This is a genomic window from Pseudomonas fluorescens group sp. PF-1, assembly GCF_054481335.1.
Map to the genome: position 1 here is coordinate 846063 of NZ_JBTMNG010000002.1, position 26372 is coordinate 872434.

The 26372-nt window shown below is 59.0% G+C and carries 19 protein-coding genes; 11 read left to right on the forward strand and 8 right to left on the reverse strand.

Going from position 1 to position 26372, the window contains the following annotated elements; all coding sequences use genetic code 11:
* Positions 1 to 113: 113 nt before the first annotated feature.
* Entirely contained in the window at positions 114 to 1328 is a 1215-nt protein-coding gene (gene serB / locus ACX3YD_RS18560) for a phosphoserine phosphatase SerB (protein ID WP_103403340.1), read from the forward strand.
* A 128-nt stretch (positions 1329 to 1456) separates the two neighbouring features.
* Here serB and asd read toward each other — a convergent pair whose 3' ends face one another.
* From asd to ACX3YD_RS18575, 3 genes are read right to left on the reverse strand one after another with little or no spacing between them, the layout of a single operon-like run.
* Entirely contained in the window at positions 1457 to 2317 is an 861-nt protein-coding gene (gene asd, locus ACX3YD_RS18565) for an archaetidylserine decarboxylase (protein ID WP_047536672.1), read from the reverse strand.
* 18 nt (positions 2318 to 2335) lie between these two features.
* Positions 2336 to 3151 (reverse strand): rhodanese-like domain-containing protein, encoded by an 816-nt coding sequence (locus ACX3YD_RS18570; RefSeq protein ID WP_458960716.1) that lies wholly within the window; start codon positions 3149 to 3151, stop codon positions 2336 to 2338.
* Positions 3152 to 3193: 42 nt separating this feature from the next.
* Positions 3194 to 4732, reverse strand: a complete 1539-nt coding sequence (locus ACX3YD_RS18575) for an HDOD domain-containing protein (protein WP_458960717.1) — start codon at positions 4730 to 4732, stop codon at positions 3194 to 3196.
* A 165-nt stretch (positions 4733 to 4897) separates the two neighbouring features.
* On the opposite strand from ACX3YD_RS18575, the gene motA reads away from it, so the two are divergent.
* Positions 4898 to 5749: a flagellar motor stator protein MotA gene (gene motA, locus ACX3YD_RS18580; protein ID WP_130204960.1), complete on the forward strand. Its 852-nt coding sequence runs from the start codon at positions 4898 to 4900 to the stop codon at positions 5747 to 5749.
* Positions 5750 to 5751: 2 nt separating this feature from the next.
* Complete coding sequence (gene motB, locus ACX3YD_RS18585; protein ID WP_458960718.1) at positions 5752 to 6822, forward strand: flagellar motor protein MotB; 1071 nt, start codon at positions 5752 to 5754, stop codon at positions 6820 to 6822.
* Positions 6823 to 6871: 49 nt separating this feature from the next.
* Here the strand turns inward: motB and ACX3YD_RS18590 are convergent, their stop codons facing one another.
* The 4 genes from ACX3YD_RS18590 to rsgA all read right to left on the reverse strand — a co-directional run bounded on the left by ACX3YD_RS18590 (position 6872) and on the right by rsgA (position 9975).
* A complete protein-coding gene (locus ACX3YD_RS18590; protein WP_103403335.1) occupies positions 6872 to 7363 on the reverse strand; it encodes a toll/interleukin-1 receptor domain-containing protein in 492 nt (163 codons plus the stop codon).
* A complete protein-coding gene (locus ACX3YD_RS18595; protein WP_103403334.1) occupies positions 7363 to 8322 on the reverse strand; it encodes a caspase family protein in 960 nt (319 codons plus the stop codon). The genes ACX3YD_RS18590 and ACX3YD_RS18595 overlap by 1 nt, the downstream gene beginning before the upstream one ends.
* 2 nt (positions 8323 to 8324) lie before the next feature.
* Positions 8325 to 8732: a TIR domain-containing protein gene (locus ACX3YD_RS18600; RefSeq protein WP_103403333.1), complete on the reverse strand. Its 408-nt coding sequence runs from the start codon at positions 8730 to 8732 to the stop codon at positions 8325 to 8327.
* Positions 8733 to 8943: 211 nt separating this feature from the next.
* Positions 8944 to 9975, reverse strand: coding sequence for a small ribosomal subunit biogenesis GTPase RsgA (gene rsgA, locus ACX3YD_RS18605; RefSeq protein WP_047536692.1), 1032 nt, complete (start codon positions 9973 to 9975; stop codon positions 8944 to 8946).
* A 107-nt stretch (positions 9976 to 10082) separates the two neighbouring features.
* Between rsgA and orn the strand changes: the two genes are divergently transcribed.
* From orn to ACX3YD_RS18630, 5 genes are all read left to right on the forward strand, one after another.
* A complete protein-coding gene (gene orn, locus ACX3YD_RS18610) occupies positions 10083 to 10625 on the forward strand; it encodes an oligoribonuclease (protein ID WP_047536695.1) in 543 nt (180 codons plus the stop codon).
* A gap of 244 nt (positions 10626 to 10869) precedes the next feature.
* Positions 10870 to 11481: a trimeric intracellular cation channel family protein gene (locus ACX3YD_RS18615; RefSeq protein ID WP_047536697.1), complete on the forward strand. Its 612-nt coding sequence runs from the start codon at positions 10870 to 10872 to the stop codon at positions 11479 to 11481.
* A 329-nt stretch (positions 11482 to 11810) separates the two neighbouring features.
* Positions 11811 to 15599 (forward strand): dermonecrotic toxin domain-containing protein, encoded by a 3789-nt coding sequence (locus tag ACX3YD_RS18620; RefSeq protein ID WP_458960719.1) that lies wholly within the window; start codon positions 11811 to 11813, stop codon positions 15597 to 15599.
* A 358-nt stretch (positions 15600 to 15957) separates the two neighbouring features.
* Positions 15958 to 16992 carry a hypothetical protein gene (locus tag ACX3YD_RS18625; RefSeq protein ID WP_458960720.1) on the forward strand — a complete coding sequence of 345 codons (1035 nt, stop codon included), beginning with the start codon at positions 15958 to 15960 and terminating at the stop codon, positions 16990 to 16992.
* Positions 16993 to 17082: 90 nt separating this feature from the next.
* Positions 17083 to 21831, forward strand: a complete 4749-nt coding sequence (locus ACX3YD_RS18630) for an RHS repeat-associated core domain-containing protein (RefSeq protein WP_458960721.1) — start codon at positions 17083 to 17085, stop codon at positions 21829 to 21831.
* Between the two features lie 13 nt (positions 21832 to 21844).
* Here ACX3YD_RS18630 and queG read toward each other — a convergent pair whose 3' ends face one another.
* Positions 21845 to 22915 (reverse strand): tRNA epoxyqueuosine(34) reductase QueG, encoded by a 1071-nt coding sequence (gene queG, locus ACX3YD_RS18635; protein ID WP_103403328.1) that lies wholly within the window; start codon positions 22913 to 22915, stop codon positions 21845 to 21847.
* Between the two features lie 63 nt (positions 22916 to 22978).
* On the opposite strand from queG, the gene ACX3YD_RS18640 reads away from it, so the two are divergent.
* Genes ACX3YD_RS18640 through ACX3YD_RS18650 form a run of 3 tightly spaced genes read left to right on the forward strand, consistent with a single transcriptional unit; the run spans position 22979 to position 26367 of the window.
* A complete protein-coding gene (locus tag ACX3YD_RS18640) occupies positions 22979 to 24478 on the forward strand; it encodes an NAD(P)H-hydrate dehydratase (RefSeq protein ID WP_458960722.1) in 1500 nt (499 codons plus the stop codon).
* A complete protein-coding gene (gene tsaE, locus ACX3YD_RS18645; RefSeq protein WP_047536712.1) occupies positions 24466 to 24936 on the forward strand; it encodes a tRNA (adenosine(37)-N6)-threonylcarbamoyltransferase complex ATPase subunit type 1 TsaE in 471 nt (156 codons plus the stop codon). Before ACX3YD_RS18640 ends, tsaE begins: the two co-directional genes overlap by 13 nt.
* Complete coding sequence (locus ACX3YD_RS18650; protein ID WP_103403326.1) at positions 24937 to 26367, forward strand: N-acetylmuramoyl-L-alanine amidase; 1431 nt, start codon at positions 24937 to 24939, stop codon at positions 26365 to 26367.
* Positions 26368 to 26372: the final 5 nt, after the last annotated feature.

The window sequence follows — 26372 nt, forward strand, 5'->3', positions numbered from 1 at the left end:
TGAAGTTGACGCGCAGTATAGCGACAGGGTCTAGACCGGCAAAGCGCTCACGGTGCCCGATGGTCACTGAAAGTGGGTAGAATGCGGTTTTTTTCCACCTGCGGGGGTGCGCCTTGCGCGAAATCGTCCTGATAAACATCACGGGAGTCGACCGTCCCGGTCTGACTGCGGCCATTACCGGCGTTCTGGCCCAGGGTGGTGTGAACATTCTCGACATCGGTCAGGCGGTGATCCACGACACCCTGTCGTTCGGCATCCTGGTTGAAATTCCTGGTACCGAGCAAGGCAAGTCGGTGCTCAAGGACATCCTGTTCAAGGGCTACGAGCTCGATCAACAGGTACGTTTCACGCCAGTGTCCGAAGAGGATTACCAGCAGTGGGTCGGCAACCAGGGCAAAAAACGCCACATCGTGACCCTGCTGACCCGCAAAGTGACGGCCGGGCAATTGCAGGCCGTGAGTTCCATCACTGCCAAATATGGCCTGAACATCGACCACATCGATCGGTTGTCAGGGCGCATGCCGCTGGATACGCCAGCGGATAAAGGCAAGGGCTGCATCGAGTTTTCCGTACGTGGCGAAGCGGCCGATCCGCAGGCGCTGCGTGCCGAATTTCTCAGCGTCGCCCAGGAACTGAACGTCGACATCGCCTTCCAGGAAGACTCGCTGTTCCGTCGTAACCGTCGCCTGGCGGTGTTCGACATGGACTCGACCCTGATCGAGGCCGAAGTGATCGACGAACTGGCCAAGGCCGCCGGTGTAGGCGACAAAGTCTCGGAAATTACCGAGCGGGCGATGGCGGGCGAGCTGGACTTCCGCGCCAGTTTCAAAGAGCGTCTGGCGTTGCTCAAAGGTCTGGATGTTGGCGTACTGGATTCCATCGGTGCGTCACTGCGCCTGACCGAAGGCGCTGAAACCCTGTTCGCCGAACTCAAGCGACTGGGTTACAAAACCGCCATTCTGTCGGGCGGGTTCACCTACTTCGCCAAGCAATTGCAGGCCAAGCTGGGTATTGACTACGTGTTCGCCAACGAGCTGGAAGTGGTGGATGGCAAGGTGACAGGCGTGGCGATCGAGCCAATTGTCGATGCGCAGCGCAAGGCTGATCTGCTCAAAGAGTTGGCGCACAAGGAAGGTTTGCGTCTGGAGCAGACCATTGCGGTCGGCGACGGCGCCAATGACTTGCCGATGCTGGCAATTGCCGGGTTGGGCGTGGCGTTTCGCGCCAAGCCGCTGGTTAAACAGTCGGCGAAGCAGGCAATTTCCACCCTGGGGCTCGATGGCGTGTTGTATCTGCTGGGCTTTCGCGATCGCGACGGACAACTGTAACGCCGCAAATCACCTGTAGGAGCGAGCCTGCTCGCGATGGACGTTAACGATGACGCGGGCATTCTGAATGTCCGCGGCGCCGTCACGTTTTTCGCGAGCAGGCTCGCTCCTACATGTGTGTGTCTCTATCAGGCTTTCGGTGAGCCCATCCCCTGGCCCATCTGCACCGGCGAACCTGCCGCCAATTCTTCAGCCCACTTCACTTGATCCGGCCCGAACAGCACGATAGCGGTCGAACCCAGTTTGAAGCGGCCCAGTTCCGCACCCTTTTCCAGATGGATCGGCGCACGAGCGGCCTCGTCGTAACGGAAGGTTTTCAACTCGCGTTTCGGCGGCGTCACCAGCCCGGCCCACACGGTTTCGATCGATGCCACGATCATCGCGCCCACCAGCACGACGGCCATCGGCCCGCGTTCGGTGTCAAAGATGCACGCCACACGCTCGTTGCGGGCGAACAGTTCCGGCACGTTTTCGGCGGTGGTCTGATTCACCGAGAAAATCCGGCCCGGGATGTAGACCATTTCGCGCAGGGTGCCGGCCAGCGGCATGTGCACACGGTGGTAGTCCTTCGGCGACAGGTAAATGGTCGCGAAATCGCCACCCATGAACGGCGCGGCGTTCGCCGCATCGCCGCCCAGCAATTCCAGCACGCTGAAGCTGTGGCCCTTGGCCTGGAACACGCGGCCGTGTTCGATCGGACCGAGTTGGCTGACCGCGCCGTCGGCCGGGCTGAGGATCGCGCCCGGTGTCTGGTCCAGAGGACGCGCGCCGTCCTTCAGGGCGCGGGTGAAGAAGGCGTTGAAGTGCTCGTAGGCCGTCAGGTCTTCGACCAGCGCCTGGGACATGTCCACCTGATAACGTTTGGCGAACCACGCGGTGAATGCATTCTTGAACCAGCGCACGCGGCATTCGGCGATGCAGCCGGCCAGTCGCGAAAGCAAATGGTGGGGCAGCAGGTACTGGCTGAGGATAAACAGACGCTTATTCATTAACTGTCCTTAAAAACCTTAAATCTCTACAGGGGTATCGGGGTGGTTGCCCCATTCGCCCCAGGAGCCGGCGTAGCCTTTGACCCGCGGATAACCGAGGGACTTGGCCACCAGATAGGTGAAGCCAGAACGGTGGTGAGTCTGGCAGTGGGTAATCACTTCTTTGTCTTTGCTGATCCCGAGTCGTTCGAGGATCTGCGGCATGTCGTTGCGGATACGCAGGTTCCGGGCCTTGTCCATGCCGGCGGTCCATTCGAAATTGACCGCGCCAGGAATGTGTCCGCCCTTGGCCGCCAGGACTTTCTCACCGGAGTACTCCAGCGGCCCGCGCGCGTCCCAGATCGCCAGGTCGGCGGCGCCGAGACGGCTTTGCAGGTATTCGCGGGTCGCAGTGGGTTCGTCGTGCAGGGTCAATGCAACCGGGCCACCCACAGGAGCGGGGACCTGGATCGACATGGGCAAGCCTTCTGCCAGCCAGGCCGTCAGGCCGCCGTCGACATAGTGATAGTTGCTGTGACCAATGACGTCCAGAAGCCAGATAAACCGCCCGGCCCAACCGCCGCCCTCGTCGTCATAAACCACGTAGACCGCATCGGGATTGTGCCCCAGCTCACCGAACAACGCTTCGAGTGCGGCTTGCGACGGCATCAGGCCTGGGGCGGGCGCCTGGCCGAGCTGTGTGCGTTTCGGATCGACAAACCGCGCACCGGGAATATGCCCTTCGGTGTAGCGGGCGCTGCTGGTCAGGTCCACCAGAATCAGATCACGGGCATCGAGGCGAGGGAGCAAGTCGCTCGGTTCGATCACCAGCGGCAAGCCAGAGAAGTCAGACATGTGAGGTCTCCAGAGCACAAAAGGGAGGATTGTAGCGCAGCGCTATTGGCCGCGGCGGCTAAAGTTTTGCAGCGCTTTCTCGATGCACTGTGCCGTTTTGCCGAAGGCTTGCACGGTGATTTCCGAAAACGGCCCGCCGCCCTGATCCGCCACGACAATCATGATCACCCGGCCATTGTTGACCAGCGAGCGCAGCAGCAGGTGTTCGCCGCTGAACTGCGCGCGCAGGCCGTTGGGCAGCAGGGCTGAAAATTGTGCGTTGTTGGTCGGGTTAATCCGTACCTGGGCCTGTTGCGAAAGCAAGCGTTGCAGCACGGTGCTTTGGCTGACCGCAAAGTTCATCGCCGCCACATCTTTGGGCAGCCCCGCCGTTTGGTGCACTCGCAGGTTGGCGTGGGTGCGGTCGGCCATCAGGATCATCACGCGGCGCATGCCGCAGGCGACGAGGGCGTCCCGGGCAGCGATGGTCAAGTGCATGGCATTGGTGAAGTGACTCGGTTCGACCAACAGCTCGGCGCATTGCTTGCGCCATTTCGCCAGGTCCTCGGCGGTGGGCGCTGGTGCCGGCAGCAAAGCGGCATGGATGCGATTCATGCCCCACGGCCAGATCAACGCTTCGGCGGGGTGCCAAAGGTCAGGCATGGCGTGATGGCGCGCACTGTTGGCGGCCTGTTGGTGCAATTGCTGTTGCACGTCTTCCATCGGTACTTGCAGGTATAGGCTGGTCAGATACTGCCACCGCTGGCTGTGCGGACTGTCCCAGGCCTGGTGCGCCGACAATGCCAGACCATTGGCCAGCAACACGGTATTGGCCGGTTGATTGAGCCAGCGGCGCAGGGTCGGATCGTCATCGAGGCGGTTCTGCTGGCGCAATGGATGCTCGCTGTCGCGGGCAATGCGCAGAACCTTCACCAGTTCCCGTTGCTCGGTGAGCAGCAGACGGTAGCCCTGCTGCACCCAGATCGGCAGGCGCCAGATGTCCGCCAGGGCCTGGCCGATGTCCAGCAGGCGTACGCCAAACAATTGCTTTTCGACCTTGCGCGCCGACTCGCCTTTATGAATGACCCGCAGTTCCCAGTCCTCCAGCAATTGCGGGTGAGTCAGGGCCAGTGGCCATAGCGGCGACAGAAACAACAGGCTGCCCCAGTAGATGTCCTGCCACAGGCGCGCCAGGCGACTGGCAAAAAAACCATTGGCCTGTTGCGTGGCATGCTGGCTGATCATCTGTAATTGACGCAGGGCTTTGGGGATGTCGGTTTGCGGCAGTACGGGCATCCGGTCGAGCAGTTCTTCAGTGCGTTTGAGGCCAAGACGATTGATGGCGACCTCAAGGTTTTCCGCCGGCTCGGTCATGCTGCCATGGGTATGCCGGTTGGCTTCGCGAATCACGCTCAAAGCCAGGGGCGGGCTTTCCTGCATCAATTCGGCGATGTCGCGCAACGAGCTGCGATGGTCGCGAATGGCCAGCCAGACACGGTCATGGATGGCCTTGGGAACCGGCAGGCGCACATCATCCAGAAGCTTGACCCAGCCTTCGAGTGTGGTCGGTTTTGGCGTTGGAACGTTCGTTTCGTTAACCATGTTGGAGGCGATCATCGTCAGCGTTAACTGTGCCCGGAGTGGGTCAAATTGGCTTTTCGCCTGAACTGGCTATAGTCTGGCGCAGTTTTGCCGATAAGTAGAAGAAGAGATTTTTTAACTTCCGAATATGACCTTGAACCCGACTCAGTAAGTGCTCTCCTACCTATGGCTAAAATTATCGGCATCATCGTCGTATTCGCGAGCGTGCTCGGCGGATACGTGCTCTCCCACGGCAAAATTGCAGCCCTGATCCAGCCTTTCGAGGTGATGATCATCGGCGGCGCGGCCCTCGGCGCATTCTTGCAGGCCAACCCCGGCTACATGACGATGCACGTGCTCAAGAAGTCCCTGAGCATGTTCAGCTCGCGTTTCAGCCACGGCTTCTACCTTGAAGTCCTGGGCCTGATCTATGAAATCCTCAACAAGAGCCGCCGTGAAGGCATGATGGCGATCGAAGGTGACATCGAAGATGCCGCCGCGAGCCCGATCTTCGCCAAGTACCCGGCGGTCCTGAAGGATGAGCGCATGACGGCGTTCATCTGCGATTACCTGCGCATCATGTCTTCCGGCAACATGGCACCTCATGAGCTTGAAGGGCTGTTTGACATGGAACTCTTCAGCCTCAAGGAAGACCTGGAGCATCCATCCCACGCCGTGAACGGCATCGCCGACGCCATGCCCGGTTTCGGTATCGTCGCGGCGGTACTGGGTATCGTGGTGACCATGGCGTCCCTGGGCGAAGGTGACCAGAAGTCCATCGGCCTGCACGTGGGTGCGGCACTGGTCGGTACGTTCTTCGGTATTCTCGCCGCCTACGGCTTCTTCGGTCCGCTGGCCACTTCCCTGGCCCACGATTCCAAGGAAGAACTGAACGTCTACGAAGCCATCAAGGCCTCGCTGGTCGCCTCGGCTTCCGGCATGCCGCCATCGCTGGCCGTGGAGTTCGGACGCAAGGTTCTGTACCCGGCGCACCGTCCTAGCTTCGCCGAGCTGGAACAAGCGGTTCGCGGTCGTTAAGCATGGAGAACAATCAGCCGATAATCATCAAGCGCGTCAAGCGCTACGCCGGTGGGCATCACGGGGGCGCCTGGAAAATCGCCTTCGCCGACTTCGCCACGGCGATGATGGCGTTCTTCCTGGTGTTGTGGCTGTTGTCCACGGCGACGCCGGAGCAGAAGATCGCTATCGCCGGTTACTTCAAGGACCCGATCGGCTTCTCGGAAAGCGGCACGCCGTACATCATCGATCTGGGCGGCACGCCGACCCTGGCGCCGGAAAACACCCTCAATCCCGAGGTGAAGTCCCAGCCACAACCGGACAAGGTAACCGTCGACGCCGAACAGGTCGAAGGCATGGCCGAGATGGTCGAGAAGGAGCGTCTCGAACTGTTGTTGCAAGAGTTGCAGAACAAGGTCGAAGAGAATCCGCAACTGCAGAAATTCAAAGACCAGATCATGTTCGAGATCACTCCGGACGGCTTGCGCATCCAGATCGTGGACGCCGAAAACCGGCCGATGTTCGACTCCGGCAGTGCCCGCTTGAAGCCGTATTTCGAAGACATCCTGCTGGCCATGGCCGACACCATCAAAGCGGTGCCGAACAAGATCAGCATCAGCGGCCATACCGATGCCAAGCCGTACACCGGCACCGGTGATTTCGGCAACTGGGAACTTTCGGCCAACCGTGCCAACGCCGCCCGCCGTGCGCTGGTCGCGGGAAGCTATCCGGATCAGCAGGTGGCGCGTGTCGTGGGGTATGCCTCATCGGCGCTGTTTGATCGTGAACATCCGTTCAATCCGATCAACCGTCGTATCGACATCATCGTGCTGACCAAGAAAGCCCAACGCGCCATCGAAGGCTCGCAAGGGGCCGAACCTGCCCCTGATGCCACGAAAGGAAGCGGGACGCCCGGAGCAGCGCCGGCTGCACCCGTCGATCCAAATGCGTTGCCGGCGGACAAGGAACCGTTGCCGGCGCATGAGCTTCGCGAGCGTCTGAATTTGTTCGAAGATCCGGCGCCGAAACCGTCAGCACCCGGGAGTGCGGCACCAGCCCCCGCCACTGCACCGGCCCCAGCGCCGAAGCAATGACCCACAAAAAAGGCCGACATCGCAGTCGGCCTTTTTTGTGGGCGCGATTTCAGAAACCGCGGGAGATTCTGGATTTGAGATCAGTATGAAACCGATCGGCGTTCGTTCTGTTGACGCTGCGCATGGACTCGCGGCCGGTGATCGATTCCAGTGACATCGAGCGTTTGAGTGTCGCTTCATCGCGATAGGCCTCGATGAAAAAATCGATGTCCTTTTCACGCGTCAGTTTCGGCCATTTATCGAGGTAAAGCGGCAATTCTGTCGGTCCGGTCTTGAACGAGCAGATGCGCCGGTTGGTAATGGTCGCCTCGCCAATTTCGAACGGTACCCACCAGGACAGCGCGGTTTTTTCCGATACCACCGCCAGCAAATGCGTGCACTCACTGATATTGCGGGTGATTACGCCGGTGATGTCGTCGGTGGTCTGGGACTCTGGGTCCAGCACATCCAGATAAGTCCTGATGTTGGCCTGCATCAGGCGGCTGTTGATGTTCATCGCATAGGCGCGATCCATGTGGCGGTAGCTGATAAACACAGGCATCAGAAATGTCCCTTGATGGCCAGTTCGCGGTAATAGGCGCCGAGGGCGGTGAGGCGGCATCCGGTGGAGTGAATGGCCGCGTAATACATATGTTCGGCATCCACTGGTTCGACCAGGCTGTGGCGGTTGCACTTTTGCAATTGGGCGAAGACTTCGCCGTGCTCCGGGTTGAATTCAGGTTCGGTGGGCTCAAAGCTGGGGGCGAGGGGGTAGACCGACTCCGCTTCGGCAAACCACTCGGGCAGCTTGCGCAGGATTTCCTTAGGGATCAGCGGCGAGACCTCGCGCAGGGAAATGAACTGCGACACATTGGTCTTGAACACCGGCCGCTGTTCCCAGGCGTCGAGGGCATTGTCTACGAATGAATACAGGCTGCCCGGGGTGATTTTGCCGAGGATGTTCGCGGCCCCGCCATGCAATGCCTGAAGCAGCAAACCGGTGAAGACTCCGTGGCCGGCGCCTTCCATCGCCGGCTGTTCTTTTTTGCACGCCGTCAGAATGGTCATGCCCTCGCCAATCACGCTGCTCTCGCTGCGCAATGCGCGTATTTCGCCGGCCGACCCGCCCTGGCAGCAGTCGAGAATGATCACCTTGTTTTTGATTTTCGTGGCTTTGCTCGCCCAGTTGAGAATGTCGCTGATCCGGATACCGTCCTTCGCGGACTTGTAATCCTGAGGGATCAGCATGCCTTCGTCGGTATCGAGGTCGAAACTGCCGTGGCCGGCGAAATACAGCAGCGCGACGTTGCAGTCGCCGGAGAACAATTCGCGGATCTGGTCTTCGAGCTTTTCTCGACTCAAGTAGTCTTCGGCGGAGGTGAGCACGATGTTCTTGAAGTTCGGATCTCCATTGGCATCGGTCTTCAATACCGAGGCCATGGCCATCGCGTCGTTGTTGCAGCCACTCAGTTGGGAAACATGGGTGTAGTTATTGATGCCGATAAACAATCCTTTGCGCATGGCTACACCGCCGTATGCTGGCGAATGGCACCGACGATGCTGTTGGTGTTCCACGCACATTCGGCATGTGCTGCGTCCCGCACCACCGTGGAAATGCGCTCGGCGCCGAACGGTTTGATCGCAATGATCACCTTGCCCATGCGCTTGGCGATTTCGATCTCTTTGTTGATCCACTTGCTGTAGGCCGAATACATCCCGGCCATGATCAGCACCGCCGAACAAGGGCGGATTTTGTTTTCAATGGCCAGCTCAAGTTGCTTGTCGGTTTGTGCGCCAACGATTGGGTTGTGTGGCGGTACTGAAAAATTCTTGAAGGTGAAGGTCGGGTGCGCGGTGAGCAGTTTTACCAGTCTGTCGTGGGCATCGGAGTAGTTCCACGAATGGCTGATGAACAGGTGATAGGTTTGCATGGGTGCCCTCGGTGTCGCCTGAATGCGAAGAGGGTTCGAATGTATGCAATTGAGGGGCGCTAACAAGGCTTGCGCGGTGAATCAGAAATGCCCTGCAAGTGCGTGGGCAGGTGTCTTACAGAGGCGTCTGACGTTTAAGGCGAGCGGGTATTCGTAGGCAGGAACGAGCGATCGCCCGCCCCACTGGGGGCAGGGCGGGCGATGCGTCTGTTTAGTAGCCGTTTTCCGGCAGGCTGGCGATGATCGAGCGGTAGCTGTTCATTCGTTGTTGCTGCACGCGGCCATCTTCCAGGGCCTTGAGCAGGGCGCATCCGGGCTCGCGGTCGTGCTTGCAGTCGCGGAAGCGGCAGGTGCCGAGCAGGTCGTTGAACTCGATGAAACCGGCTTCGACGTCGGCACGGCTGACGTGGCCAAGACCGAACTCGCGGATGCCTGGGGAGTCGATCAACTCACCGCCACCGGGGAAGTGGAACAGTCGCGCGGTGGTGGTGGTGTGCGTGCCCTGGCCGGACAGTTCGGACAGCGGGCCGACGCGGGTTTCGACGTTGGGCAACAGGCTGTTGACCAGCGAGGACTTGCCGACACCGGACTGGCCGACGAACACGCTGATGCGTCCGTCCAATTGCTGTTGAAGTTGCTCCATGCCGTTGCCATGGTGCGCCGACACTTCCAGCACCGGGTAACCCAGCGTGCGGTAAACCGCGAGCAGAGCGTTCAGTGCCGGCGCGTTGTTTTCGTCGATCAGGTCGAATTTGTTCAACAACAGCAGCGGCTTGATGCCCGCATGTTCGGCCGCCACCAGATAACGGTCGATCAGATTGGCATGGGGTTCGGGCAGCGGGGCGAAGACGATCACGATCATGTCGACGTTGGCCGCAACAGGCTTGAGCTGGCCACGGCTGTCCGGCCGGCAGAGTTCGGTGTTGCGTGGCAATTGGGCCACGATCACGCCGATGCCCTGGTTGCCGGCACGCCAGACCACTCGGTCGCCGGTTACCAGCGCCGGCAGGTTGGCGCGCAGGTGGCAACGGAAAACTTCACCGGCCTGTTCGCCATCAACGGCCTCGACTTCGACTTGCACGCCGAAGTGCGCGATCACCAGACCGTGCTGTTCCGGGCCGAGGTCGCCGCCCTCAAGTGCCTCGACAGCCGAGGACTCGCGTTTGGCGGCGCGGGCAGCGCGTTCGCCCTGAATCTTTTCGATGCGCCAGTTTTGACGACGATTGAGTTGGCGTTTGGCCATGGGTGTTCCGTATCAAGAATGCAGCGATTAGGTAAAACGGCCGCGAGTTTAGCACGCCCGGCCACCGGCCTAGGCTAAACTGCGCAGCATTGCCTAGGAGCTGACACATGCAAAACCCGCAGAATCTGATCTGGATCGACCTGGAAATGACCGGTCTGAACCCTGATACCGACGTCATCATCGAAATGGCCACCATCGTCACCGACAGTGACCTGAATACTTTGGCCGAAGGCCCGGTGATCGCCATCCATCACAGCGACGAAGTCCTCGCCGGCATGGACGAGTGGAACACCCGTCAACACGGCGGATCGGGGCTGACCCAACGCGTGCGCGAGAGCCGCATCAGCATGGCCGAAGCCGAAGCCGAAACCATCGCGTTCCTCGAAAAGTGGGTGCCGAAGGGCAAGTCGCCGATCTGTGGCAACAGCATCTGCCAGGATCGTCGCTTCCTTTATACCCACATGAAATCCCTGGAAAGCTATTTCCACTACCGCAACCTCGATGTGTCCACGCTCAAGGAACTGGCGGCGCGCTGGGCGCCGGATGTGCGTGACAGCTTCAAGAAAGGCAGTACCCACCTGGCCCTGGACGACATCCGCGAGTCCATCGCCGAGTTGCAGCACTACCGCAAGCATTTCATCAAGTTCTGATCATGCATCGCGAGGGCCATTGTGGCGAGGCAGCTTGTCGGGACGTCGCACCGTCCCGCTCGGCTGCGCAGTAGTCGTAAACCTGCAAACACGGTCTGACTGGAAGGCTGCAAGGGAGCGCTTCGCACGCCAACAGGGCGGTGCGGCGTCCCGACTAGCCCCTCGCCTCAGGTTTTCCGATTGCCCTCTTTTGGTGCTTGGGTGAAGTGAGTAGACTGCGCGCCTTTCTGCAAGGACCGCCACCATGTTGCTGATGCTCTACCTGATCGCCATCACCGCCGAAGCCATGACTGGCGCCCTGTCTGCGGGCCGTCGCGGCATGGACTGGTTTGGGGTGGTGTTGATTGCGTGCGTCACGGCGCTGGGTGGGGGATCGGTGCGTGATGTGCTGCTGGGGCATTACCCCCTGACGTGGGTCAAGCACCCGGAATACCTGGTGCTGACCTCTGTCGCGGCCATGGTGACGGTGTTCACGGCACGCTGGATGCGCCACCTGCGTTCGCTGTTTCTGGTGCTCGATGCCGTCGGTCTGGTGGCGTTTACCCTGATCGGCTGCATGACCGCCCTGGAAATGGGCCATGGCATGCTGGTCGCATCGGTCAGTGGGGTAATCACCGGGGTGTTCGGTGGCATCCTGCGGGATATCTTCTGCAACGATATTCCATTGATCTTCCGTCGTGAGCTCTACGCCAGCGTCTCGTTCGCCGCGGCGTGGTGCTACATGCTTTGTCTGTACCTGAATTTGCCCGGCGAACAGGCCATCCTGATCACCCTGTTCGGCGGTTTCCTGTTGCGCTTGTTGGCGATTCGTTTTCACTGGGAAATGCCAAAGTTTGTCTATAACGATGAGCAGTGAAGGATCTGCATAACATGCAAGCGAAGATGCGGTAATTATTTAACGCAGGCTGGGTGGTTGGTTTTTATAAGCTGAAGTTCAACTTCGGTTTATAGGCTGCTTGTATGTTTGATCTATGTTTAGAACATTGCACTGATGACGGTCATAAGCGATTCATTGAAGAAAAAATTCCTGATTGGTTAACCCGGGCATCACCCGACAGACGCTTGGCTTTGCGGCAAGCACCTGTCATCGTTCCTGAATGGTACCGAACGGTATCAGCGGCTTCACACGCAGAGTTGGCGCAGGCTGTCAAAGCCAGTTGGATATCCCAGGCCAAGCTGGACCGGGTGTTCGAGTCGTTGGCCGATGCCCGTCGGTTTGCCGAGCCCTTGCTGCGCCAGGCGCTGAAGAATCGTTTTGGCGTCGAACTCGATGTTACCCGCTCATACTTGCGGCTCTATTTGCCCAAAGGCATTTTGCCGGGGTATCAAGTTAAAACCCTTTCCCTGTTAGACGCGGCCCTGCATAACTTTGAGAAGAAGGAAGCCGCTGACCAGTACTTTGATAATGCATCCTGTTTTATCAGCGAGCCTGATAGCCGTGGCCATTTTCACGTATTGCCCATTAACGAACGAATAACGATCAGCGCCTTTGCTTCAATGTGCCGCGAACTGGATATCGGCGGTCAGTACGCATCACAATTGGAGGCGATTCTGTTACCCAGGGATTCGGTGGCCAAGGCCGGACTGGCGTTCAGGGTCAAGACCAGTCAAAAAGACGCATTCAGGGCGGCTGTGATCCTGGCGCGGATGAAAGGGGACATCGGCACCGATTCCCAGGCGTCGCTGCTGCGGCTGCTGGATGGTGTGGCGGGTCTGGCGTTGCGTTGTTACCAGTTGCAGATCATGACGGCCCGGCTGACCGGGATCATGGTGCTGGCGGATGATCTGGAACGTTCATCCCGCGTGGAACCGTTGATCGTGTATGTGCCTGACGATCCACAGCATCCGATCAAAGAGTACCCGTCGACCCTGGCGTTCAAGACAGCGTTGACGGAGCAACTGCGTTCACCGGCCTACCAACGGTTTTTTGCCCGGTTCATCGCCCATGAGCAGCGCGGTTATTTTTTTGCCGCGCTCGACCAGCACTTGAATGCCGAGACCTGGCATGCAGTACAGCCGGGTGACCCGCGGCCGGCCTGGCGACGCACGCCCGTCGACAACCCCAAGTTGCGATTCCACGCGCACCCGGTTCAGGGTGATCCATGGCAATGGCTGTATCAGGACAAGCTCGACAAAATCCTCAATGACGCGCGCATCATCGCCGTGCCCACGGCCGATGAGGATCGCCAGTCGCGCTGGGCGCTGTGGGACAGCCTGGAAAACGTGGCTTCGATCGTCGTGCAGGTCGCAACTCTGGTGGCAATGCCCTTCGTGCCGTTTCTGGGTGAAGTGATGCTGGCGTATACCGCTTATCAATTGCTCGATGAAGCCTTTACCGGTGTTCTCGATTGGGCTGAAGGGCAAGTGTCCGAGGCCGCTGATCATCTGCTGGTCATCGCCGAGAACCTCGCGCAGCTCGGCGCTTTCGGGGTGGCGGGGGCTGTGGCCGCAAAGGTGCTCCCCCTCAAGCCGTCGGCGTTTATCGAGGGGCTTAAACCGGTAGCACTGCCCGACGGTCGCATGCGTTTATGGAATCCCGACCTGCAACCCTACGAACAAACCGCTGCGCTGCCGACCGGCGGCATACCGGACGAGCAGGGGCTACAGCATCACGCTGGCAAAACCTTTTTGACGCTTGAGGGGCGCACTTATGCAGTGGGCGCCGAGGCTGAAAGCGGTACATATTCCATTCGCCACCCGCAGCGGGCCGACGCCTACCGACCGCGACTCGCCCACAACGGCACCGGCGCCTGGGCCCACGAGGTCGAGCGACCGATGCAATGGCAGGGTGCGCAACTGTTCCGGCGGCTGGGGCACTCGGTTGCAGAATTTTCCGACGAGACCGCGCAACGCATATTGGCGGTCAGCGGGATCGACGAAGCGATGCTGCGGCACCTGCACGTTAACGCGCGGCGTCCACCGGCCTTGCTGGAGGATACGATTCGACGTTTCAAGGTCGATGAGCGGGTTCGGGCGTTCCGTGAATACGTCGCCAGCCCGGACCCTGGCCTTTACGCCAAGGCTGACGTGTCTCTGCAATTGGAGCTGCTGAAGACGCAGGAGGTGGTGTTGTCCGAGGGGCAGTTGCTTGACGGCAACGTGATTCAAACCGTTGTGACCACACTGGAAGAGGGGGCCCTGAAAAGACTCCTTGGGTTGAGCACCGCACCGGGTGACGCGCTGCCGTCAGTGTCGGTTCGTGCCTCGCTGCTGCGCAGCCGCATGGCGCAATGGGCACAAACCCGTCGCGAACAGTTGTTCGAGGCCCTTGAGGAGGCTTTCGAGTCAGGCGCGGACAGCCACACCCGGCAGATGCGCCGGGTTTTTCCACGGTTGCCGCGCACGATCGCGCAGGAGTTGTGGGCCGAGTCCGGAGCCGCCGAACGCCTGCACCTGCACAACAGGCATGGCATGCCGCGGCGAATGGCTCACGAAGCGCTGTACTACCTGCGTGAATTGCGCCTGAACCGCGCCTATGAGGGACTCTACCTGGAGGCGCAATCAAGCACGGATACGGACATGCTGGCCCTGCATATGCTCGAAACGCTCGACGGCTGGTCGGCGGACATTCGCATCGAAGTGCGTGACGTCGATGTGGCGGGCGCTCTGCATGACAGCATCGGCCGCCCCGATGCGCCGATACGCAAGGTTCTGGTCAGGCAACAGGGGCGATACGAGGCTTTTGATGAGCATGGCGAGGCGCTCCATGGCCTGGATAATCTGTTCGGTGCTGTCCAGCATGCGTTGCCCCAGGCGCAGCGCGAAGCCATTGGTTTGCCTCACGTCGGGCAGGGGGGGGAGTTGGAGCAGGCCATCAGGCGTCGGCCATTGCTGCCGCGGTCCGAATTGCGAGCGTTGTTCGGGCAACCGCCTCTGGAACCCGGTACGCGCTCTCCCATGGGGCTGGCGGTTGGTCGTTCCGGTTATTTGCTGGGCGGTGGTGACAGCCTGCCAGCGGCATCCGGCGCGATTGAGCCGCGCTTGCGCAGGCTGTTTCCCACGTTGGCGGAAGAAGATTTACAGGCCTTGCGAGAGACTCGCCTGGGTGCCGATCCGTTGCCAGCCCTGGCCCATCTGGAAAATGAACACCTGACACTGCTCAATGACCTGCAGATCTGGGCCGACGATGTGCCCGCCCGTCACCCTCTGACGGATGCTGAACTGTCTGCCGAGGTGAGCGCCGCGCAAAGGCGTAATCGCGCCGCTTTCATTGAGGTGGTGAAGGCCTGTTGGCGCCGGCAACTGACCCCGGAAAACCGCTTTGACACTAGCCGGTTCTTTTCAAAACTGGACGTCATTGGCGACTTGCCTGAACTGTCGGCGGATTTCAGTCATGTGTCCGAGTTTTTGCTGGTCAACAGCAGTGGTTGTCTAAGGGCGGGCCGCTTTCTTGAACGTTTCCCCAATCTTCAGTTCCTGACGATGAGGGGCGTTCGCCTGGAAGCCTTCCCTGTCGAGACTTTTCAGATGAGATCACTCATCTGCCTGACGCTCGAGAATTGCAACCTTCGTTTGACGCAGGCTACTGCAGAAGGGTTGGCTCATATGGAGAACCTTGAAGAGTTGGACCTGGACAATAATCCGTTGGGTCTCAGCCCTCAGGTGGTCCACATGAAGAAGCTTGAGCGGCTCCACTTGAAGTCCACCGGATTGAGGGAAGTGCCCGATGGACTGTTTGGGTTGGAAAAGTTGGCGTTTGCCGACTTGACGTTCAATGAAATTGTAGAAATGCCTGATGAGTTGTTCGATGTGCCTGATACCCGCCCTGTGAATTACAATTTTACGGATAACCCCCTGAGTGCTGCGAGTCAGCAACGTGTTGCCGAATATAAAAACAATTTCAGCATTGATAAGCAGATCCTGATTCAGGTGGATGACGAGTTGGTAGACGAATTTCATGATCTGGGTATCGAAACGGAGTCCGATGAAAGTGGGGTGGAAACGGGTGATGAAAGTAGTGTGGATGACGACTAAATACAATCGACGTGTTGATTGTTGTTGCGATTGCTGCGTGTTTTTCTGAGGGCTGTAGTCGGTCTGGATTTAGAAATATAAAGTCAAGAAGAGCTGAGGTTGTCGCGCGCCAAGTGCTTAAGTTAGAGGGCGTGCGGTCTTCAGCTCTTCCGTTTCTTCGAGGGCTGAGTGTTCTCGGTGGTTATAGGGGGTGGTGGAAATAGTCTGTTAATCTTATGAATGGTCGCGATCTATCTTTCTTGTTATTTGTTTTTGGTAAACGCGTGTAGTCAGGCAGTTGGTGAAGTTGCCAGTTGTTGGGTGCAGCATCCAAATGCAGCCAAAAGGTTGCTACTAAAAAATGGCAAGGAATATGGATATGAGTGACTCGAAGGAACTGGGTGTCGAAGTGGGTTCTGTTGAAAATGCGTTGCAAGCGCAGGCATCCGTGCAGATCGATAAAGTAACCCGGCTTGAAGTCAGATTCGAAGCGCCTGGCGTTGAGTCGAAACGGTTATATGCCAATGGCAGAATGCAAGTGAAGGTATGGGTCTTTGTAGAAGCCCAGGATGCAGATGGCAATGCTGTTTCGCTGCCATATTTTCCTGACCTGGTGTCGGCAAGGCTGATTGAATATCACACTGGCAAGCCCTTGCAGCAGGATGTCTATACCGGCAGACCGTTGCAGGGCTGGAACTCCAGCCATGTCGAGAACAAGTATTCCCACGAGGTGCCGGGATGGGGGCTGTCGTCCTTGGTCAGCGATCGTCTTTCCGCATTTCGACAGGCACCCCTGGTGTTTTGGGTGTCGTCCTCTGTGGTCGGACAGACACAAGTCGCGGTAGAGGTGACGGTGCAAGGGAAAGTTTACAGAAGTAACAATACAACTAACCCAGGTGGCACAAAAATAAACAATAGTGTCGTTCTTCATGCAGAGAAAAAGGCGACTTATGCCGTTGAACAGTTTCGCTGGGAGTCGGAGCTGCTCAAGGTTGGTGATGCATTTAACAATTTTAGCTTATACCATCTGGGGCTCTATCTTGGTTCGAGGCAGGTTGAACTGTTCTCTTGGGAAAGTACCAGGTACAACCCGGATAACAGATACCCAATAGAGTTTTGTCGGGTGCGCCCGAATAGTCTCGCGTGGGCGATCAAGTATTTCACTGGTGTTTTACCTTCTGCTACTCAGAAAAGTGTTCGAGTCAATTTGCCCGGCGGGCAATACGATATTGAAGTGCATAAGCGTTCTGGGGAGCTCTCGTTGGTTAATGGTTTTTCGTCAAGACTTGGCGGTAATTTTCAGACTCGAAATGAGGTGTTTCCGTTTACCGTTATTGATGAATACGGTAATGATCATGCCCTGTCGATCGAAATAGACGAGCGTAATCTCAAGTTTAATCTGCGCAGGGGTTGATACTCGCTTGGCGCCTGAATTTTTTCGGAAGTTTGGCGCCAGTCTCGTCTCTATGAAAGAGACTGGGATTCATGCTGATGGGAACGTCAAATGACTACAAGTAATTCAAGAAATATTTATTCGAATGCTTTTAATTTTCATGATTTTATTTCCGGGGGGGTCGACCCACGTACGGGAATTTATACCTGCTCCATAACGATGGGTGAAATCAAGTCCGGTGGGTTAAATGGCCCCTCCTTGCCGATCAACCTGTATTTCAATCCGCTCAACGGCGCTGATATCGGTTTGGGGGTGGGATGGTCGCTGGCATTGACCCGCTATGACTCGGCGGCGCAGACGCTGACGCTGTCCAGCGGCGAAAGTTATAAGGCCAGGACATTGGCCACACGCTTGGCCTTCGATGAACTGAAGCTGGAAACCATCAAGGCCAGTCGTCCCGCACCCAATCGCTACGACATTGTGCATAAGAGCGGCCTGCGTGAAGAACTCGAAGTCTACGGTGCGAGTGACATAGCGGTTCCAAAGCGGATTGTCGCGCCAAATGGCGGCAGCATCACGCTCGATTACACCGCTATAAACGATCAGCCAATACTCAGGAAAGTGAGGGACGATCAGCGTATTTTGCTGAGTGTTTCGCGCACGCCCGGTGCAGTTAGCCTTGTTCAATACCCCGACACCCCCTGTGAGGCGCGCTTTGTTCTGTCGCTCGTCAATGACCGGGTTGTATCCATTGATTTGCCGACCGGTGATGCGTGGATCCTGACGTACGAGGATATCGACGGTCGAAGTTATCTGAAGCAAGTCGACTCGCCGCTGGGTGCACGCGAGTTCATTGGTTATCAGCAGCAGGGGCATCGGTTTCCGCGCGGAGCTCCCCTGCGATCCATTCCCTATGTCAACTCGCATACGGTGTTCCCTCGGCATAATCAGCCGGCGATAACCACCAATTACGAGTTTTCCGACAACAATTTTCTGGGCTTCGACGCCGAGGGCATCAAGTGGACGGAGGGAGGAGATAACCTTTATCAGGCCTCAGAGGACTATTCCTATACTTCGACCGAGCGCTTGATGCTGGATGGGAAGGTTCATCGCTCTACTGTCCGTACCTACAACAAATATCATCTGCAGGTCTCGGAGGTGGCGAATTGCAAGAAGGTGGCTACCTCGCAACTGATTGAGTATCACCTTGATCCGCGCAGAGATTTTTCAGAGCAACCAGCACAGTTCAGGTTGCCAAGAGTTCAGACCCTGCGTTACCACGACCGCGAGACGAACAGATCGCGGGACGAGGTTCTGCGTACCGAATTCGATGCTTTTGGCAACTTGCTCAAACAGGTCGAACCGAGTGGCGTGACCACGGTTTGTGAGTTCTACCCGGCGGCGGGCGCCGATGGTTGTCCGGCGGACCCCTTGGGTTTCGTGCGGTTCGAGAAACAGCGGACAGTCTTTCCCGCACCTGGATTCGCTGCGGCCGAGACCACCACCACGCGTTATCGTTATCAGCTACAGCGTGGGGTGAACGGCGCATCAGTGCAGAACATCGTCCGCGTGCACGAGCAATTTCTTGAACGGGTACAAGGCAGCGAGACGCTCTGCTCTCAAACTGACCTGGTTTACATCGATCGCCCCACCGATCCCCTGGTTCACGGTCTGCTGGAAAAGCAAACCATCACCTGTAATGGCCAATCGACCCAATCTGAATTCCAGTACAGCCATGGTGGCACGACCCGCACGCTGCAAACCACGCTGATAGGATTTGATGGCACCCGCAAAACGGTCACCACCGCCTATTCGGCCCTCAATGGGGTGAAATTATCCGAGCGCAACGAGGATGAAGGGACAGTTGTCTTCGAGTATGACGCTCTTGGCCGAGTGGTGACGGAGACCGTGGCGCCTGACACCGCGTATACCGCCAGGCGCCGCAATATCTATCAGCCTGCGGTTGGCAATAGCACGCCGGCGACGATTGTCAGCACTGACGTAAACGGCCAGCAGCAGCGCGTCACTTTTGACGGTCTGGGGCGTACGATTCGTATCGAGGAGCAAGACAGCGACCACCAGGCCGATGGGCCGCTACGCCGGGTTTACTCGGCGCAATACGACGCGGCAGGCCAGCTCATCGAAGAAATCGGCACTGACTGGTTGCAGGGCGCTCCCCTGGCGATAAAAACCGCCTTCATCCTTGATGAGTGGGGGCAGGTAAAAACCACGCTCCATGGTGACGGTCGAAAAGAGCACGTGGAATTCGATCCAGTGACCCTTCGCAAAGAGCAGTGGCAAGAAGGCATGGGCAAGACCGTCACGCTCTACCAGGGTTTCGGTAAACCCGAAAGTGTCGAGGTGTTCGACCTGAAGGGAAGGAGTCTGGGCAAGACTCTTCACGAATATGATGGCCTGGGAAGGGCTGTCAGTCGAACCGATCCGGTGGGGAATACAACGCGTTATCAGTACGACGTATTCAATCGACTCCGGCGCAGTGTATTGCCCGATGGCCATGCTGTGGAAACCGAGTATGCACTCCATAGTCCCGGACAAATGCCCGTCGAGGTCAAAGTCGCGGGCCGTAGTCTGGGCCAGCAGGCCTTTGATGGGCTCGGACGGTTGATCCAGAGCAACGTCGGCGGTCGAGTGACCAGGGCGGGGTTCGAATCGGGCTTCAGCAAGCCCGCCTGGGAGCAGGCACCAGGCGGTGAAAGGATCGAATACCAGTACGAACGCAACCTGGGCGGGCAAGTGATTCAACGCAGTGCCAATGGATTAGTGGCCAGGTATGCCTACCATCCGACGCTCGGCCTGCCGACGATGTCTACGGAACAAGGACGCGAGACCCGTTTCGAGTATTACCCTTCCGGGCGACTCAAGCGTGAGCTGTCCATGGTGGGAGAAAAGCAGGAGAAGGCCCTCTATAGCTATTCCTTGGGGGGGCGTCCCCTCACGTGCACCGATGTGCTCGGTCACCGACACACGACGGATTACGATGAATGGGGGCGTCCAAAATCGTTTGAACAACATGCACTCAAAGCCGCATTTGCCTACAACGCGTTGGGCCAATTGACTGAGGTCGACGCCCAAGACATGAAGGGGGAAAGTTCGCTGGTCACCCGACTGGCTTACGATGATCTGGGGCGCGAAATCTCACGCCGTTTCGAGGCCAGCGGATCAGGCAGCCAAACCCTGACTTCAAGTTACACACCGACCAGCAAGTTGGCGCAGCGCACATTGAAAAGCGGCGATGACGTCATACGTGACGAGCGCTTCACGTACGACTCGCGCGGCCGCCTGAGCCAGTACAGCAGCCGTGGCACGCACCGACCGCGCGACCCATATGGCAAAGAGATCATCAAGCAAATCTACGTGTTTGATGCGATGGACAACATCGTCTCCCTGGAAACCGAATTTCCCGGCGGTAAAAACCTGGCTTCCTTCGATTACAGTGCCAGCGATCCTACTCAATTGATCGGCATCCGGCACAGCCACAAGGATTATCCGGCGCCGGTCGTGCTGGAGTATGACGCCAACGGTCAGTTGATCAGGGACGAACAGGCCCGCAGGCTGACTTACGATGCGCTAGGGCGCCTGACTCAAGTGGCCAGCGCCGTCGGGGACGTGGTGCGCGGCTATCACTACGACGCGCAAGATCGGTTGGTCGAACTGTCGCAGCCGGTCGGCCCGCCGACCCAGCGATATTACCGCGAAGGCCGCGTGCTGAACGAAGTGTGCGGCCGGGACCAGAGCACCTGCTTGCGCAACGCCGGCATTTTATTGGGGCAGAACCGGCAAGGGCAGGGCGCCGGCACCAGGTTGTTGGGTGCCGACCAGCAGCAGAGTGTGTTGAGCGAAGTCACTGGGTCGCGGCGCCAGGATTTTGCCTACAGCCCATATGGACATCGTCCGGCAGAGGGCGGCCTGTTCAGCGTGCTGGGTTTCAGTGGCGAAGCGCTCGATCCTTCGACAGGCTTGTACTTGCTGGGCAATGGCTACCGAGCCTATAGCCCTGCGCTGATGCGCTTTGTCAGCCCGGACAGCATGAGCCCGTTCGGCGCCGGCGGATTGAACCCCTACGCCTACTGCGGCGGCGACCCCATCAATCGGGTGGACCCGACAGGGCATTTCTGGAAAGCCTTGTTGGGGATAGCGTTGTCCGTTGTCGGCTTTGCCCTGAGTGTCGTGACAATGGGCGCAGCCACGCCACTGGCGGTTATTGGCCTGACGCTGGCGGCAGCTTCTACAACGTTGGGGATTGCCGGCATCATTGTCGACGAGGTGGCGCCGCAGTCAGGGATCGGAGAGATTTTGGGCTGGGCCAGCCTGGCCACTGGTGTGCTGTCGGCAGGGGCCGGCTTGGGCGCCTTGGGCAAAAGTGCCACTCAATTGGGGGGTAAATTGGCTAATGCCTTCAAGCCAGGATTGAGTGGAAAACCCGCGGATGCAGCGAGAGCCATGGCCAGGGGGATGGGACAGGGAACTTCAAGGTCGGCTCGGGCCGCGACAGCCGGTATGGATGACGCTTTCAGAGGGAACGGTCCCTGGAAAATCAAGCTGGCCAAGCCCGACAAGATCATCAAGCAACTGGGCAGATCCCAACAGGGCGAGTACGACAAGTTCAAGAACGCCATTTATCACGGGGGAGTCGACCCTTCCGAGGCCGCGCGAAGCATGGATAACCCTTTTCCAAAAATGCTGCAAAGCGTCTCAAAGGCTGGTCGAGACGCCCAAGGCAACGCAACCAACAAAGTAAACATGTGGGAGGTGCGGATCGGAGGGAAAGATCGTGTCACGTATCTGGTGGATGATACTGATCGGTTAGTCACCATTCTGGAAGTGGGAGGGCATACCTGACCCGGCACTCCGGCTAAGCCTGTCGGGCCGAGTGTTGACGCAGTGCCCACTCCACATGCTCTCTGACCAGTTCCGACGGGTATTCCCGACGCGCCTTCAACGCTTCCAGCACCGGAATCGTTGAAGGCGCATTGCCCAAGCCTACCGCCAGGTTACGCAACCAGTTTTCATAACCCGTGCGGCGCAATGGCGAGCCTTCGGTGCTGTTGAGGAATTTATCCTCGTCCCACATAAACAGGTCGGCCAGCTCGGCGTTGTCCAGATTGTGCCTGGGCTTGAAGTCGCTTTCGCCGGTCGGTCGGGCGAAACGGTTCCACGGACAGACGATCTGGCAGTCATCGCAACCGAACACACGGTTGCCAATCAGTGGGCGCAAGTCTTCGGGAATGGCGCCCTTGAGCTCGATGGTCAGGTAGGAAATGCAGCGCCGGGCGTCCAGCACATAGGGGCCGACGAAGGCGTTGGTTGGACAAATATCGAGGCAGGCACTGCATCGGCCACAGTGCTCGGTGGCGTGGGGCGGGTCCACCGGCAACGGCAAATCGACAAACAGCTCGGCCAGGAAGAAATAACTGCCGGCCTTGCGATTCAAAACCAGCGTGTTCTTGCCGATCCAGCCCAGGCCGGCCTGTTCGGCGATGGCTTTTTCCAGAACAGGCGCACTGTCGACAAAGGCGCGATAGCCGAACGGGCCGATTTCAGCTTGAATCTTTTCCGCCAGTTGTTGCACGCGCTTACGGATCAATTTGTGGTAATCGCGGCCCAAGGCATAACGTGAGACGTAGGCTTTTTCCGGCTGGGCGAGCATTTGCGCCATTTGCGTGTCGCCCGCCAGGTAGTCCATGCGCAGGGAAACGACTCTCAATGTGCCCGGCACCAGTTCTTCCGGGTGCGAGCGTTTGCTGCCGTGGGCGCCCATGTAGTCCATTTCGCCGTGGTAGCCGGCGTCGAGCCAGCGCTCCAGGTGCTGCTCATGCTCGCCCAGGTCGAGACCGCTGATGCCGACTTGCTGAAAGCCCAGCTCGCGGCCCCAGTCCTTGATGGATTGGGCGAGAGTGGGCAGGTCTGGAGTAATAGCGGGCATGAGGCGAGAGAAACCGGAGCTGAGGTGCGTATAATTCTGCCAGACATCGGAGCCTGAAGACGCATGCCGCACACTAAAGATGATTTACCCGACGCGCTGTACAGCGCCGCACAGGTCCGGGGACTTGATGCGAGCCTGATCGCGGCCGGAACAAAGGGCTTCGAATTGATGCAGCGTGCGGCTCGGGCAACCTGGCGAGCGCTGGTTCGTCAGTGGACATCGGCGAACGAATTGAGCGTGTTGGCAGGGCAAGGCAACAATGCCGGTGATGGCTATCTAGTGGCGGTGCTGGCCCGGCGCGCCGGATGGATGGTACGGGTGTTGGCGGTGGGCGATCCGCAACGGTTACAAGGTGATGCGGGCCTGGCCCATGCCGAGGCAATGTCTGAAAAGGTCTCTATTGAAGCGTGGAACGCGCAGTCCGAATTGCGCGGTGTCGTGCTCGACGCCTTGCTCGGCACGGGTCTGAGCGGCGACGTGCGCGAGCCGTATGCCAGTGCCATTGCTGCGATCAATGCCAGCGGTCTGCCGGTGGCGGCGGTGGATATCCCTTCCGGTCTGAGCGCCGATACCGGGCGCATCCTCGGTCACGCGGTCCGGGCGGACCTGACCGTGACGTTCATCGGTTTGAAAGTGGGTTTGTTCACCGGTGACGCGGCGGATGTGGTGGGCGAACTGGTGTTCAACGACTTGCACGCCGATCCGCAGTTGCTTGAGGGCGCGCCGGTCAGTGCGCGTCGTCTGAATGCCGGCAACCTGCCACGCCTGGCTGCGCGTCCTCCTGCTTCTCATAAAGGCAAATTCGGCCATGTGCTGCTGATGGGCGGCGATCGCGGTTTCGGTGGTGCGATCCTGCTGAGTGCGCAAAGTGCGCTGCGCAGCGGTGCCGGCATGGTGTCGGTGGCCACTCGCAGTGAACACGTGCCTGCCGCATTGGCCAGGATCCCCGAGGCGATGGTGGTGGGCGCTTCGTCAGCCAATCAACTGATGGGATTGCTTCAAAAGGTTTCCGTGTTGGTGGTTGGCCCTGGCTTGGGCCAGGCGGCTTGGGGGCGCAGTCTATTGTCGGCTGCCGCCAACGCGCCGGTACCGCAAGTCTGGGATGCCGACGCGCTGAACATGCTGGCCGGGGAACGGGTGAGGTTGCCCAGGGATTGTGTGATTACCCCGCATCCGGGCGAAGCGGCTCGCTTGTTAGGCATCAGCACGGCGCAAGTTCAGGCGGATCGGCCCGCCGCGGCCCATGCGCTGAGCAAAAAATATACAGCGGTCGTGGTGCTCAAAGGCGCCGGCAGTTTGATCGCCAGTCCGGACGGGCGGCTGGCCGTGTGTCACCAGGGTCATCCGGCGATGGCTACCGCCGGGTTGGGTGATGTGCTGGCGGGTTTGGTCGGCGCGTTGCTGGCCCAAGGCATGGAGGCATTCGACGCCGCGTGCCTGGCAGTCTGGCTGCATGCCAATGCCGGTGAGCAACAAGGTAAATTCGGCCGTGGGCTGGCGGCCAGTGATCTGATTCCAGCCATTCGTCAGTTGTTGGAGGAGCAAGCACCGTGTCTGAAGTAACCCTGTACCTGGCTGATGAAGCGGCGATGACTGAATTGGGTACACGCATCGCCCAAACCACGAAAGGGCACGGGCTGATCTTTCTCGAGGGAGATCTGGGGGCGGGGAAAACCACGCTGTCCCGGGGCATCATCCGTGGCCTGGGGCATGTCGGGGCGGTAAAAAGTCCGACGTTCACTTTGGTTGAACCCTACGAGATCGGCGATATTCGTGCCTTTCATTTCGATCTGTATCGCCTGGTCGATCCGGAAGAGTTGGAGTTCCTCGGCATCCGCGACTATTTCGAAGATGACGCGCTGTGCCTGATCGAATGGCCTGACAAGGGTGCAGGCTTTTTGCCAAAGCCCGACCTGACCATTACCATTAGCCCGCATGACAGCGGGCGTTCGCTGAAAATTTTGCCCCAAGGCTCGCGTGGCGAGTCCTGGTGTGCCGCTTTGGCATTGGAATCCAAATAAATGATGGGGTTAGGTATGCGCTTTCGCGCGTTGGTTGCTGCCGTTGGGGTGTTGTTTTTGGCGGTAACCGTCGACGCTGTGGCCGACACGAAGGTCAACAGTGTTCGCCTGTGGCGGGCGCCGGACAACACGCGACTGGTGTTTGATCTGACGGGGCCGGTGCAGCACAGTGTCTTTACCCTGACATCCCCGGATCGCCTGGTCATCGATATCAATGGCGCGACCCTGGGATCGCCGTTGAACGTCAACACCTCGAATACCCCGATCACCGCCATGCGCTCGGCCCAGCGCACGCCGACCGACCTGCGGGTGGTCATCGACCTGAAAAAGGCTGTCACCCCGAAAAGTTTCTCCCTGGCACCGAACGCGCAGTATGGCAACCGGTTGGTGGTCGATCTGTTCGACAATCCGTCCGACGCCGCGCCACCTCCAGCGCCGACGCCTTCGGTCGCGACCGTGCCGGCAGTGCCGGTGACTCCTGCGGAACCTGCAATCAAGCTGCCGCCAGCGCCGGCCGGCAAGCGCGACATCATTGTCGTGATCGACGCCGGCCACGGCGGCGAAGACCCGGGTGCTTCGGGCTCTCGCGGTCAGCGCGAAAAAGACGTAGTGCTGGCCATCGCCCGCGAACTGCAGCGCCAGGTGAGCGGCATGAAAGGCTTCCGTGCCGAACTGACCCGCACCGGCGACTACTTCATTCCCTTGCGCGGCCGTACCGAAATCGCCCGCAAGAAGGGCGCCGACCTGTTCGTTTCGATCCACGCCGATGCCGCGCCTTCAGCTGCCGCATTCGGGGCCTCGGTGTTCGCCCTGTCTGATCGCGGCGCCACGTCGGAGACTGCGCGCTGGTTGGCCGACAGTGAAAACCGTTCCGACCTGATTGGCGGTGCCGGCAACGTCAGCCTCGACGACAAGGACCGCATGCTCGCAGGCGTGTTGCTCGACTTGTCGATGACGGCGTCGCTGACCTCCAGCCTGAACGTCGGTCAGAAAGTCCTGACCAACATCGGCCGGGTCACGCCGTTGCACAAACAGCGGGTGGAGCAGGCCGGGTTCATGGTGCTGAAGTCGCCGGATATTCCATCGATCCTGGTGGAAACCGGGTTCATCTCCAACGCCAATGAAGCCTCGAAACTCGCGGCGTCGAGCCATCAGCAGGCGTTGGCGCGCTCTATCAGCAGTGGCGTGCGTCAGTTCTTCCAGCAAAACCCGCCACCTGGCACCTACATCGCCTGGTTGCGTGACTCGGGCAAAATCGCCCAGGGCCCGCGTGACCACCGGGTTAGCCCCGGCGAGACGCTGGCGATGATCGCGGTGCGTTACCAGGTGTCGCCGGCCACGCTGCGCAGTGCCAATAACCTGTCGAGCGACGAACTCAAGATTGGTCAGCACTTGACCATTCCCGGCACTGAACTGGCGGCCAAAGAATGAATCAG

Bases quoted from the DNA above. Each gene is read 5' to 3' on its own strand.
- ACX3YD_RS18640 (WP_458960722.1), top strand. From the start codon at position 22,979: ATGCCGCACACTAAAGATGATTTACCCGACGCGCTGTACAGCGCCGCA.
- ACX3YD_RS18615 (WP_047536697.1), top strand. From the start codon at position 10,870: ATGTTGCTGATGCTCTACCTGATCGCCATCACCGCCGAAGCCATGACT.
- ACX3YD_RS18590 (WP_103403335.1), bottom strand. From the start codon at position 7,363: ATGCCTGTGTTTATCAGCTACCGCCACATGGATCGCGCCTATGCGATG.
- rsgA (WP_047536692.1), bottom strand. From the start codon at position 9,975: ATGGCCAAACGCCAACTCAATCGTCGTCAAAACTGGCGCATCGAAAAG.
- orn (WP_047536695.1), top strand. From the start codon at position 10,083: ATGCAAAACCCGCAGAATCTGATCTGGATCGACCTGGAAATGACCGGT.
- ACX3YD_RS18575 (WP_458960717.1), bottom strand. From the start codon at position 4,732: ATGGTTAACGAAACGAACGTTCCAACGCCAAAACCGACCACACTCGAA.
- ACX3YD_RS18600 (WP_103403333.1), bottom strand. From the start codon at position 8,732: ATGCAAACCTATCACCTGTTCATCAGCCATTCGTGGAACTACTCCGAT.
- asd (WP_047536672.1), bottom strand. From the start codon at position 2,317: ATGAATAAGCGTCTGTTTATCCTCAGCCAGTACCTGCTGCCCCACCAT.
- motB (WP_458960718.1), top strand. From the start codon at position 5,752: ATGGAGAACAATCAGCCGATAATCATCAAGCGCGTCAAGCGCTACGCC.
- ACX3YD_RS18570 (WP_458960716.1), bottom strand. From the start codon at position 3,151: ATGTCTGACTTCTCTGGCTTGCCGCTGGTGATCGAACCGAGCGACTTG.
- ACX3YD_RS18630 (WP_458960721.1), top strand. From the start codon at position 17,083: ATGACTACAAGTAATTCAAGAAATATTTATTCGAATGCTTTTAATTTT.
- motA (WP_130204960.1), top strand. From the start codon at position 4,898: ATGGCTAAAATTATCGGCATCATCGTCGTATTCGCGAGCGTGCTCGGC.
- ACX3YD_RS18595 (WP_103403334.1), bottom strand. From the start codon at position 8,322: ATGCGCAAAGGATTGTTTATCGGCATCAATAACTACACCCATGTTTCC.
- queG (WP_103403328.1), bottom strand. From the start codon at position 22,915: ATGCCCGCTATTACTCCAGACCTGCCCACTCTCGCCCAATCCATCAAG.
- ACX3YD_RS18625 (WP_458960720.1), top strand. From the start codon at position 15,958: ATGAGTGACTCGAAGGAACTGGGTGTCGAAGTGGGTTCTGTTGAAAAT.
- ACX3YD_RS18650 (WP_103403326.1), top strand. From the start codon at position 24,937: ATGATGGGGTTAGGTATGCGCTTTCGCGCGTTGGTTGCTGCCGTTGGG.